Raw genomic sequence first — 12262 nt, 5'->3', positions numbered from 1 at the left:
GCAGCAGTTCAAAAACGAGTCGATGGTGTGCTCGGTGCTCTGGCGGTCCGGCCCGGCGATCAGGCTGACGGTGACTTCGGCCTGACGCGGACTTGCGGTCAGGGACTGCACCAGGGCTTCGGGGTAGGGTGTGGCCGCCTCGAGCATGGTGGGCACCGAAAAGTCGCGGTTGGCCGCAATCCGTTGCCGGTCGGCGTCGGGGAGTTCGGGGCGGGTCAGCAGGTCCCGGCACAGCGCGAATGCCTCGGCGTGCCTGCCGATCTGCGATGCGCACACCGCCAGCTCATCGGTTGCACGCCACGCGTAGACGTGTGCGATCTCTCCGGGGACAAAGAGGTCCGATTCGGGAAAAGGGATTTGGGCGGCGCGCTGGGCAATCAGGTAGCCCACCCGGTAGCGCTGCATTGCGTGGTACGCAGCGGCGACGGCAAACAGCGGCTCGGCGCGGGTCGGTCGAAAGTGCCAGGCACGTAGGTAGGCGTCTTCACAGTCTGCCCACGGCTTACCGAGTTGCTGTGTCGACTGCGCGAGCCGATACATCGCCCAGTAGACCTCCTCGTCGCAGCCGCCCATCTCGACCCGCCGCGCATACCACTTCCGCGCGTTGTCGAAATCTTCCATACGGAAGTAGGTCTCGGCGAGGAAAAAGACCGACCGCGCATCCTTGGGGTTGCGTTTGACCTTGGCCAGCAACCAATCTCGCTCCTGCGCAGACTTATGCTTGAACAGATTGCGGGTGAACAGTTGGCGCTCGCGCAGATCTGTGCTGCGGTCTTTGCCTTCGGGGCGCACATCGATGATGCAAGAGTCGTCCCGCGCGGCGGTTTGGTGGCCGTCACCCTCGAGGTCTTCCGACAGCGCGCGCTGCAGGATGGCGGCCTGGTCGCGAGCGGAGAAAGCCCGATAGCCGCGCTCGGCGAGCTTGCGCCGCGCGCGCTCGTCGCCAACGAGCTCTACACAGCGGTCGACCAGTTCGTCGTAGTCCGCGAACGCGATGCCCGAGGCCAGGTCGCGCTCCAATGTCGGATTGGCACTATGCTCGGAGACCACCGCCCGCCTGTTGGCGAGCAGATAGGAAACACGCACGATTGCAAAGATTTTCGCTTCAAAGTAGTGCAAGTTGAGGACGACCTTCGAGCGTGCGATCCAGGCATCGCGGCTCGCGCCGTAGGCGCCCGGTAGCCATTTGACCCGAAGACCTCGCTCGTGCAGTTCCCTGAGAACGGCATATCGGCGCCCGTTGAGCGCGCCGTAGAACAATACGTCGATGTCCTCGCGGGCGGGGGCGATCCGGGTCAGCTCGGGGACGTACCCGATCGGAACGTAGGTAGGCCGGGGCAACCCCATAGCAGCTAGGTACTCGACGTTGGCCTGACTGTAGTCCCAGTGCGGGTAGCGCCGGAAAAGGTCGACGAATTCGGGCATCGTCATCCACGGCAAGTCGTCACCCAATTGCTCGAGGTTGTAGAAGATGGGGTCTTTCGGCGGTTCCAAGGCGTACTGGACGAGGAGGTTTGAGCCCAGCACGATGGTGCGGCGATCGTCGAGGTCGAGACGATTGGTCAGCACCGAGTCATGACCAAGCGCCAAAAGACCATGGTGCAATGCCTCAGCAACCTCGTTAAAAGCTCCGCCGCTGATGTCATGCTGGTCGGGAGGCAACACGACCGCGACGGCGAAACGCATAGGTGCAAAATTACAGTAAGAGGAGCCGGGCTTGACAACTTTAGTGGAGAGAAGGGTCACGAGCACGAGTGTTCTGCGCCCCCGCTCGCGTGATGCATCATTGTCGGCTTGCCTGGCCGTGCCTCACGCAAAGTGAGCGCGAAATTTAGCTGTTGACACCATGACTCGTGAAATGGTGTTAATGTCAGGGATCCTGGGCACTGGCTGGCGTCGTAGATTGCGCTGGGGCGGCAGGGGCGCGGGCGAAGGTGTCGCCAACGAGCGGATCGCCGTGGATGTGGCGGCTCCCTCGGCGAGGAGGGACGGGATCGCCGCATGGAACTGGAGATAACCGGGGTCACCCTGTCTCCCACCAATGACCTGATCACCGCTGCTTGTCTCGACGGCCCGCGGACGGGTCCGGTCGACGGATGCGCGTTCGAGGTCTTCGGCTGGGTCGTGAGCAAGGCGCCGGTAGCCGAGGTGGAGTTCGTCCACGAGGGAATCGTGGTTGCGAGCTGCGAGCTGACTGTTTCGCGGCCCGATGTGGCCAGCCTGTATGGCACTTCGTCACCGGTGGGGTTCTGGAGGGCGATCGGAACGGTTGGCCTCGCACCAGCCTTCACTATTCGGGTGAGGGTTGTCTTCCAGGATGGACGTCGAGAGGTGATCGCGGAAATAGGTGGCACGCAACAGCTGACCTCGGCGTTCACCCCCTCCATGCAGCCAATCATGGTTACCAGTGCCGGCCGATCGGGCAGCACGTTGCTGATGAGGATGCTCGCGGAGCACCCGGACGTCATCGTCCATGAGCGACATCCCTACGAGACGTTCGTCTGCAGCTACTGGATGCATTTCCTACAGGTATTAGCCACACCCGGGGACAACACGCAGGTGGAATCGTTGCAGTTCTGGAGCGATCCAAAACGGCTACCTCCGTTTCCTTATTTCTTTATCGCCCCGAGCCACAGGGCCGATCCCACGGGAGCACAAGCAGCCATCGACCGCTGGTACTTCGATCAGGTCGAGGAATTCGCCTGCGTGGCGCAGGCCGCCGTCGAGTCGTTCTACCGCGAGTACGCCAGCGCGCGAAACCGCACGGCACCTGCATTCTTCGCGGAGAAGATCGTCCCGGCAGGCCACTGCCGCTGGATAATGCGGCAACTTTACCCGCGGGCGCGGGAGATATTCCTCGTCCGAGATCCAAGGGACTACGTGGCCTCCGTACTGGCATTCAATGCTCGCGTCCACGGACGGCTCGGAGAGGCGCAGTTGAAGGGCTTTGACGGCTTCGGTCGCGAGGGGGTTGAAACGGATGAAGAATACGTCGACGTCGTCCGCAGGAGCATGCTGTCATTTGTCGAACTTTGGAAGCGCAGATCGCAATACAGCACTCTTGTCCGTTACGAGGACCTCATACTTTCGCCTACCGAACAAATACGCGCAATGCTCGAGGCCCTGGAGCTGGACTCGTCGGCGAATATCGTGGACTCAATGGTAAAGGCTGGGAATGAGGCCACCGCTGATGTGAATGCGCATCGAACATCGGCAGACGTTTCGTCATCGATTGGCCGCTGGAAGCGGGACCTTGAACCACGGCTGCAAAAGATCTGTGATGAGGCGTTTGACGGGATATTCGACGAACTCGGCGGCAGCTCACCATTCGAGAGTGTTGCGGCCGACACCGCCGTGGCAGAACAATCTTTGGCGTCGACCCCTAGGGAAATCAACATGGAATCGGCTGAAATACTTGATGCTTATTTTGCGCTGGCAACGTCATACCAGAATTTGTTCACGGCGTACAGGAAGCGCGGCATCAATCGGAATCTGAACCCGAACGACCAAGAACTCATTGACCGTTCGGACGGGTCGATCCGTCGTTACTATAGTGTCGGGACCGATGCGATGCGCGTCATCGTCAATGCGCTTCTCGCCAACTCTCGCCAACCGCCGCAATCTATTCTGGACTTTCCGAGCGGCTCAGGCCGCGTGACTCGCCATCTCCGCGCGTTTTTCCCCGAGGCGAGGATCGTCGCGTCAGACCTCTATGAGGATCATTTGGATTTCTGTCGTGAGGCGTTTCAAATTGACTGTGTATTATCGCGGGTCAACATAAGTGAGATCGACTTCGGGGAGAAGTTCGACTTGATATTCTGCGGCTCGCTTCTGTCGCATCTGCCGGAGGCATCGTTTGTGGACACGATCAATTTGCTGGGTCGATCATTATCCGATTCTGGCATAGCAGTGATCACTCTTCAGGGGCGATTCTCCGATCACGTTCAGGCGACCAATCCGAATTTCTACCTCCCGGACCAATGTTACGAGGTAGCCGCTGAGAGCGTACGACGAACCGGATTTGGATATGTTGACTACACTTACGATGTTTTGAAGGGGCTCTTCAATAAGGAGGAAGGGTACGGCATCGCTCTCGTACGGCCTCACTGGGTGTTGCGCCTGTTGGAACCACGCACGGACCTGAGGCTACTTGGCTACGTCGAGCGAGGCTGGGACAACCACCAGGATGTATTGATTTTTGGCCGACCCGGCGTGAACGCGTAGCGTCGGCTTGGCCTCTTCTCGGTCACCGAGATACCGCGCGTTCAACGGTCACTCTAAATTACGAAAGAGCGGCTTAAGGACTTTGGCAACGCCTACGTCAACGCTGGCCCGGCTGGCTTGTGATCTAGCTCGTCAGCAGTTCGGCGAACCAAATGTCATTGTGGGGGAAGTAGTCCAGTCGCACCTTGTCGACGGCGCCATTGATAGCGGACAGGGTATTTTGTCCGTTGGCCCACTTGACATTTGACGGCCACGTGACCGAACAGACGGCACCCGATGCAGGCTGGTGGAAAAGGATTTCCATGCTGCGCGACGTTACATAGGGCGCGCCGAAAAAACCGGCGATGGTGACATTTTTATTCGGCAGAATGAACTCCTGCACATCCCCCATCTGCGGGACAATGGTGAAAGGGGAAGAAATATTAGCAGCCCCGACGACATAGGCCTTCCGTTGAGTGCCCCCCTGGAAACTAGCGCAATCCCCGAACCTCATCGTGCCCAGCACTGATTCGGAGATACGACCAGACACCGCAAATATGGAGCCGCTAGCTATCGACGCGGGCTGGAAAGGGTATGGAACCCCGGCAGTGAAGCCAGCGATAAAATTCAGCACGCCCGTACCGGAGAATTCGCCAAAATTGGTACTCTCCATACGTATTGACTGATGCGTACGAAAACCCACATCGGCATCCGCTTCGACAGAGATGAGGAATTCACAGTCTCTCAACGTACTTTGGTTCTTTGGGGCACCGACATCCATTCCAATCACCCAACCGGAATTACTGCTGCTGGTTGTGGCGACGCCCCCGACGATGGACATTCTGCTGCTACGGACTACTGCGTTGTTTTGTAGCGTCAGGATCTTTTGATTCTCGTTGGCTACGATGGAGAACTCATACTCCGCATAGCTGAACGAACCTTCACCCACTCCGCAGTTGCCGTCGAACACCACGTGATTGGCATTCTCAATCAGGTCGATGTTCCACTGCATTCTATCGGCCACGGGAACGCTGCCATAGTTCTTGAATAACACGCCAATAGCGCCGGTAGCGATGAAGTTCTGTATTTCGAGATCGTGGCCGCGAGAATGAAACAGGTTGCCGATCTGTATTCCGACGGCACCAGCACCAGCACCAGCACCATCAATGGTGAAACCCTCGAAATGGCAAGGGGCCGGAAAGCCGCTCATGCGGCCGGTGTGCGAGGCCGAAATGCATGGCCCCGATCCGGTGTAAACGAGGTTGGTGAGGGACTTGCCATCGCCCCGTAGGTTTTGAAACTGGGTGAAATTCAGCGTGCGAGTGATCTTGTACTTGCCAGTCGGCGCATACACCCAGCCTCCACCAGTCGGAAAACTCGCCGAACCGCCCACGGCTGGCAGCGCAGCGATAGCCTTGGTGAAAGCCGTGGTCGAATCGCTCACGCCGGTCGGATCGGCCCCGTAGTCCAGAACGTTGACCCCCCGCCGTCCCCCGTTCGGCGAGTAGCTGCCGCTGGAACAGCCCGCGATGAGCGCGGTGGGGGTCGCGGTCGCCGCGACGAGCGCTAGTGGTCGCATCACCTCGCGCCGGGTCAGCAGGCCGTCGACGTGGCCGGCTCGAGCCGCCTCGGAGGTATCTCGCCGCGATTTCACGTCGCCAAGTATGCGGCAACCTGCTCGTCAAGGCACCGATCGGGGGGAGGTAGCGGCGGAGCCGAACCGCCAGCAGTTGCCAACGCCGGTCGCCGCGCGGGGAATCGCGAAAAACCGCACCGACCCCCCGAGACGTTTGACCAGCCGGGGAACGCAAAGCTGACAGTTGCCGTCCCGGACGTGACTACGCCATACAGGCTTATCGGCTCCGCGCCCGTCGTCAGGAACAGCACCGGCGGATTCGCGGCCACAGGGAACCCGTACTCGTCGTCACGCCCGAAGGCCTCATGGAAGCGGCCCCGCTGCTATTGATCAGCACACCGTCAGCATCAGGAACGGCACCCACGGTACAGAGCATTGTCGCTGCAGTGCCGACACTGACCTGCCCAGCCTGCAAACCAGACATTATGACCTGCCTTCTGCGAAACATGCACCGGCTCAACCCATCTCGCCGAATCCAGGTCGTGGTCGTGTAATGGTTGGTTACCTCGAATTCGTCGCCGCCGACATAGGGCTCAGCATCGTGAACCGCCCGAAATGGTTCTCTGACTTTCACTTTCACAGTTGAAGCTTCTTCAGCCACCGGATTCACTCCGTTCTTCGTTAACATCAGAACGCCGGGCGCCCGGTCACCATGTTGATGGAGGACGGACTCGGCGTGTTCTAACCGATGCACTCCTCAGCCCGTCACGAGTAGTTTTGTGGCTGAAACTGGTTCCGCTCTCACCGGAATACGGGTCGTACTCCACGACCATTCCGATAGGTGTCCAGCCAACGGCCGAACCAGCTTTCCCACCCAAGACAACAAGAGTCCGGGGAGGGCACTGGGTTGTCCCACAAACCGGCACATCCCACGGGGAGCCGTATTCGGGTGGTCCAGTGCCCCTGCTCCGGAACGCCGTTGCTAGTGGTGCTGCGCGTCTGATACCGGGGCCGCCGTCGCATGTAAGGCTCGCCGGCCCATCTAGAAGCCCGAGGATATAACGCCCGGTCGAATCCTTCTCGGGGCGCAGAGTAGCCGACGTTTGCGGGTGAAGGATCTCCAAAATCAACAACCACCGCAACCGCGAACTCGCCGTGGAGAGCCGGCGGCTATGCCGCCAATTCGCGTGTGCCCTTGGCCGAGCCGGGCGACCGCAGGTTAATCGGATACTCCCCGTAGAGGCCGAAAAGCCCTTATAGTGAGCGTGGTTGAGACGGCGCACAAGTTCGGCCGACTACAGAGAGGGATCATGACCGGGAGCACTCCGCTCGGCTCGCATCGCACTTCTACAGCGAATGGCGGCTCGCCCGGTGAGTTGTCGCCCCAGCAGGAGCTTCAGGATTGGGTGGGTCTTGGTGGCCCGGCTGTGTACGAGGCAACCGGCGATGAATTCTTGGGTTATTTGGTTGACCTATGTGGCTTGCAGCCAGGTGATGCAGTGCTCGACGTTGGTTGCGGCTCAGGGCGGATGGCTCTGCCGCTCACCGGCTACCTGAACCGCGAGGGCCGTTACGCCCGCTTCGATGTCGAAAGGGAAGCAATCGCGTGGTGCACGGACAACACCTACCCCAACTTCGATTCCAGAGTCGCAGATGTTCAGAGAAAAAGCTACAACGCGGAAGGGAAATACCAGCCGTCAGGCTTCCGTTTTCCGTATCAAGACGGGTCTTTCGATGTGGTGTTGCTTGCCTCAGTATTCACGCGCATGCTGGCATCGGACGTCAAGCGCTACATGCACGAGATCGTCCGCGTGTTGAAGCCGGGCGGGCGAAGTCTAACCACCTTCTTCCTCCTCAACGAGGAGTCGTCAGCCCTCATCACGGATGGAAAGGGATCTATCAAGCTCGAGCATGAGATGCAAGGTGCGCGAACGGCCTACGCCGAAAATCCTGAAGCCTCGATCCGTTACCCGGAAGCCTTCGTCAGGGATTTGTATAGGGAATGCGGCCTCGAGCTTCGCGAACCGTTGCGCTATGGCAAGTGGTGCGGCCGAACGAACGGTATGAGCTGGCAGGACGTCGTGATCGCGGTCAAAGCCCCGAGCAGGAATCGTCTAGCCCAAGGAGTGCATATGACCGACAACGAACGGTCCAAGGGGTCGACCAAGCATCCGCTCATCCCGCTGTCGGACGAGAACTTCGCCAAGAACGTCAATGCCGCCACTACACCCGTGTCAGCAGCATCCGAAAGAATACCGCGCATGAGCCCCGCCGCTGCCGAGGAATATATCGCCAGCCTCTACGCCACCATCCTGAAGCGGGATCCATCACCGGAGGAGTTCGCTCACTGGGTGACCACCGCCGCCGCCTTGCCAACCGAGCAAGTCTATTTTGCCTTCGTCAAATCGAAAGAGTACCAGCTTCGGCAGGAAAAGTCGGTGCCGACCATGTTTTTGCCCGGTGACTGCTATTCACCGATCGTAAATCCATCGACTATCGCCGAATACGTCGAGAAGCAGTACCCGCAGGAACCTGAGGACATCAAAGGTATCCATTTCGATGAAGACGCCATGGTGCGGTTCTGGAAAGAAAACGCAGAATTCATCAAGCACACGCCGTTCAGCGAGCATGACGACGGCAAGAACCGCTACTACTACAATGACATGTATCCGTACGGCGACGCTATTATGCTGCGCGCGATGATTGCCCATTTTAAGCCGAAGAACGTAATCGAGGTCGGATCAGGATTCTCCTCGGCCTGCATGCTCGACACCGTTGACCATGTCGGTCTCAGCGACTTCACGATGACATGCATCGATCCCGACGCCGATCGCCTTCGCAGCAGGCTTCGCGAGGAAGACCGTTCCCGGGTCGATATCATCGAGGGGCTGGTTCAGGATGTGCCGGTTTCAACGTTCTCCAAACTCAATGCGAATGACATCCTGTTCATCGACTCCACCCATGTCCTCAAGACCGCCAGCGATGTGCACTACGAGCTGTTTTCCATCCTACCCAGCCTCAAGAAGGGCGTGCTGGTACATTTTCACGACATTCAATACCCGTTCGAGTATCCACGGCAATGGCTGTTCGAGGACAATAGATCATGGAACGAAATCTACGCTCTGCGCGCATTCCTAATGTATAACTCGGCGTTCGAGGTGGTGTTCTGGAACGGCTTGTTCGCGCACCGACAGCGTGAGTTGGTTCATCAGACCAGCCCGCTGTTCCTCAACAACCCCGGCGGCGCGATCTGGCTGCGAGCCCGTCCCGTTGACGCCACGGGGTGCACGGCGGGGTCGGCGGCGGTAGTGTCCACGCAATGAGCATCGACAGAGATAAAGTCGACATCGTAGATCAGGCCTTCTCATCTTTTGGCGCCCAGTCGTTCGCGGATCTTGGCGCCGTTTCGCCAGCGGAAGGCGCGTATACGTTCTATGCGCTGGACAAGTATCCGGTGGAGCACGCCGTATTGGTCGATACGGACATAAGCCCGACTGTTATCGACCGCGCAAAGACGTATCCCCAACTTCGCGTGATCAATGGAGATTACGGAAGCCAGGCCGTTGTAGACCAAGTCGGTGGAGCCGATGTAATCTTTCTATTTGATGTGTTGCTGCACCAAGTGGCGCCCGATTGGGATGATCTCCTCGAGATGTACGCAAAGAATGTGCGCCTCTTCGCGATCTACAATAGGCAATGGACAGGTTCAGACACCACAGTCAGGCTGCTGGATCTAGGCGAAAAGGAATATTTCCGCACCGTCCCAGCAGACCCGAAGGAAGAGCCATACAAAAATCTCTTTAAAAAGCTCGATCAGAAGCATCCATATGCCGACAGGCCGTGGCGCGATGTGCATTCCATTTGGCAGTGGGGCATCACCGACGATGATCTGGAGTCAACCGCCGCTCGGCTCGGGTTTAAGCTGCTGTACAAGAAGTGGTGCGGCAAGCTGGGTGAGCATTTCGAGAATCAGGCGTTTATTTTTTCCCGTTTGTAACGGCTCCTCTGACACTTCCGTGGGTGGGTCGTTGGTCTCCCTCGACGCCACAGCGCCACCACAAATACTTGGCTGCGGTGGTTGACCACGATTTCGGGGGCTCGACACTCCCGGCCCCGCCCGAATGGACGGACCTCTAACAACGCCGCAAGCTTCGCGGAATGGCTACGGACCGTCTTTACCAGGCCAAGCCACAATCTGCTACCGGGCCTCCTGGCAGCTACCTGGACCGAACTCACGCCGGCCAGCGACGACACGCTTAAGGCCATTAGGTCATGTACACTAGGTCAGCTCCGACGGCTGGTCGCGCGAAAGCGCGAGGCTAATGCGAAATGGCAGATACGGTGCCCGTGGAAACCGAAGATGAGGCAGCCGGCGGTTTGCAAAATATCGGACAAACTGCACGTCTCATCGGGGAAATGATCTCGCGGAAATGAATATACTTTATTTGATTTTGTACTCTATACACCCGGAATATAAATAACGCTTTCAGGCCTATGTATCAGCAAAAAAGGAAACAGCACATCCCAGGGTTGACTTCTGGGTCTTGACGTGGACTGGGTAAAGACGAGCCACAGACACAATCCGGCTATTTGGTTTCATTCATCGCCTCCTCGCATTCGCGCTCGGCAAGTTGGCGTGCCAATTGCGCCAACGCCCGGCTGCGGTCCCGATCGCGGTCGCCGCCGGACGCGGCAGGTTCGCTATGGTTCAGAATTGCATCCACTACCTTCTTGACAGCGTCAACCGTCACCGTACGGCGGTCATCGGCGAAATGGGTTTCGCTCCCGGGGCCTGTGACGATTTCATAGGCGGGGAAATAAAGGACATCCGGCCGTGCGACGACCGCCTCACCGGCTGCGGCACGCAATACGGACTTGCTGTACACCGTCGCGGTGTAGACGTGCTCGGCGGTGGCGGTCGCCACCAGCGGCACTGGCGAGACCGTCAGCACGATCTTCAAGCCCGGCTGGATGGCCCGCATCCGGTCGATGAAGCCCAAGATGTCGGCGACGACCTCGCCGACGGTGAAGTTGGCGAACTGGTGTCTCTGGGAATCGAAGGCGCCGGCGATGGTTCCGGGGCAGGAGGGAAAGACCGCGCCGTCGAGGGTCGAGACCCAGCTTTCCGTCAGCCCCAGGGTGAAGATGAAAAGGTTGCATTCAAGGATCGCGGCCAGCACCCGATCCAGGTGGGAGCGAGTCAGGAGATCGAATTCCTCCTGTGATTCGGCCGGATAGGGCAACCCTGGTCGGAACGGATCGATGACGGCGCCCGGCGCCGCCCAGCGATCCTCGCGCGGTTGGAACCGCCCCTCGGCCCTGTCGATGAGCTGAAGCCATTGCCTTGCCGTATAGATGTTTCCGTAGGCTGCCGAATAAAGTTCGTAGCCGAATCGGTCGTTCGCCTGCGCCGCCTCAGTCCGGACGTAGCGATAGCCGGCGGCTTCCAAATGCGGCACGATGTTAGCGGCAAAGCAACTTCCCGCTGACATAACCCGGCTGTCGGACCTCAGGATCGGTTCATCGGCTGTTATCAGATCCATCGGCGACCAGTTGCGCGCGACAGAGCGCGACCAAAAGGCCCGTTCTGGTTGATCGTTGTAGGGGTGCTGCGCCATGTGTTCGTCCTATTCGAAGGCCTGTAATACGGTCTCGTAAATCACGTTGCCATAGGCTTCGTTTGCATGGCTCACATCCGATGCCCAAAACTCACGTTTCAGGAAGCCGTCGGGGTCCTGAACTTCCTTGGGAACAGGAATGAACATCACCCCCCGAATGCGGGCTTCTTCGGCCAGCATGTCCTGCAGCAGATACCAAAGCTTAAGTCGCACATAGGGATCTGTGATGGGAATCGTCTCCACGGAGTGCCCAAGGAGCGCCGCCCTACTGACGAAGAAATCTTCCGTCTTCAACAAGGCGCGTAGCGCCTCATTGTCGCCCTTTGGTGGCGGCGTGCCGATGAGAGCAATACGGTTGAACCTGCCGGTCGTCAGCCGCTTCAACGTTGAGTCGAGATCATTGAAACTGATCTGCTGGAAGCGGTGCCGGATGGCGGCCCTCGGCATGATCTGCGCCGATGGGTTAATTATGCGCACATGCGCCGAAAGGAAGTCGAACGGCGTTTCCGCCTCGAAGAAATAGCAAACATTATGCTCGTTACCGCCCCAAATGATGCCAACATCCGCGCCCATGCCAGAATCAGCGAGGGCGTCCCAGTAGGCCATGTCCCGCGGCCACTGGCCACCCGCCAAAAAAAGCGTGCCGTCCCCGCGCGGGCCGGTAATGAGCTCCAACGGCCCGGAAAATATTTTTCCCCCCACGATGGCAGCGAGATGGGAATCCCCTGCGAGAATGAGGCGGGATGGCGAGGACTCGAGGGCAGGGATGGAACGGTCATCATTCATGACTCGATGCAGGCTCCCGATGTCTAGAAGGGCAAGGCCAGCATACGTGAACCGCTCCGGGATCTCCGGTAACTCCATT

6 protein-coding genes and 1 pseudogene are annotated in these 12262 nt (G+C 58.9%); 3 read left to right on the top strand and 4 right to left on the bottom strand.

The genetic code is table 11. The features are described from left to right. Nucleotides 1-1686 (bottom strand): annotated as a pseudogene (locus tag AC5Y2S_RS22650) (hypothetical protein); the annotation flags it as partial. A 315-nt stretch (nt 1687-2001) separates the two neighbouring features. Here AC5Y2S_RS22650 and AC5Y2S_RS22645 point away from each other — a divergent pair. Continuing rightward, complete coding sequence (locus tag AC5Y2S_RS22645; protein ID WP_499958502.1) at nt 2002-4224, top strand: sulfotransferase; 2223 nt, start codon at nt 2002-2004, stop codon at nt 4222-4224. Nucleotides 4225-4348: 124 nt separating this feature from the next. Here the strand turns inward: AC5Y2S_RS22645 and AC5Y2S_RS22640 are convergent, their stop codons facing one another. Continuing rightward, nucleotides 4349-5857 (bottom strand): glycosyl hydrolase family 28-related protein, encoded by a 1509-nt coding sequence (locus AC5Y2S_RS22640; protein WP_499958501.1) that lies wholly within the window; start codon nt 5855-5857, stop codon nt 4349-4351. A 1232-nt stretch (nt 5858-7089) separates the two neighbouring features. On the opposite strand from AC5Y2S_RS22640, the gene AC5Y2S_RS22635 reads away from it, so the two are divergent. Both AC5Y2S_RS22635 and AC5Y2S_RS22630 read left to right on the top strand, forming a co-directional pair. Next, entirely contained in the window at nt 7090-9102 is a 2013-nt protein-coding gene (locus AC5Y2S_RS22635; RefSeq protein WP_499958500.1) for a methyltransferase domain-containing protein, read from the top strand. Continuing rightward, a complete protein-coding gene (locus AC5Y2S_RS22630) occupies nt 9099-9776 on the top strand; it encodes a class I SAM-dependent methyltransferase (RefSeq protein ID WP_499958499.1) in 678 nt (225 codons plus the stop codon). Before AC5Y2S_RS22635 ends, AC5Y2S_RS22630 begins: the two co-directional genes overlap by 4 nt. A 589-nt stretch (nt 9777-10365) precedes the next feature. Here the strand turns inward: AC5Y2S_RS22630 and AC5Y2S_RS22625 are convergent. Both AC5Y2S_RS22625 and AC5Y2S_RS22620 read right to left on the bottom strand, forming a co-directional pair. Next, nucleotides 10366-11397 carry a GSCFA domain-containing protein gene (locus AC5Y2S_RS22625; RefSeq protein ID WP_499958498.1) on the bottom strand — a complete coding sequence of 344 codons (1032 nt, stop codon included), beginning with the start codon at nt 11395-11397 and terminating at the stop codon, nt 10366-10368. Between the two features lie 9 nt (nt 11398-11406). Then, nucleotides 11407-12183 (bottom strand): hypothetical protein, encoded by a 777-nt coding sequence (locus AC5Y2S_RS22620; RefSeq protein WP_499958497.1) that lies wholly within the window; start codon nt 12181-12183, stop codon nt 11407-11409. Between the last annotated feature and the right edge of the window lie 79 nt (nt 12184-12262).

Source organism: Mycobacterium sp. NGS69 (genome assembly GCF_059812165.1).
The sequence above is the reverse complement of the archived record's forward strand: the minus strand, read 5'-3'. Positions and strand labels throughout refer to the sequence as shown.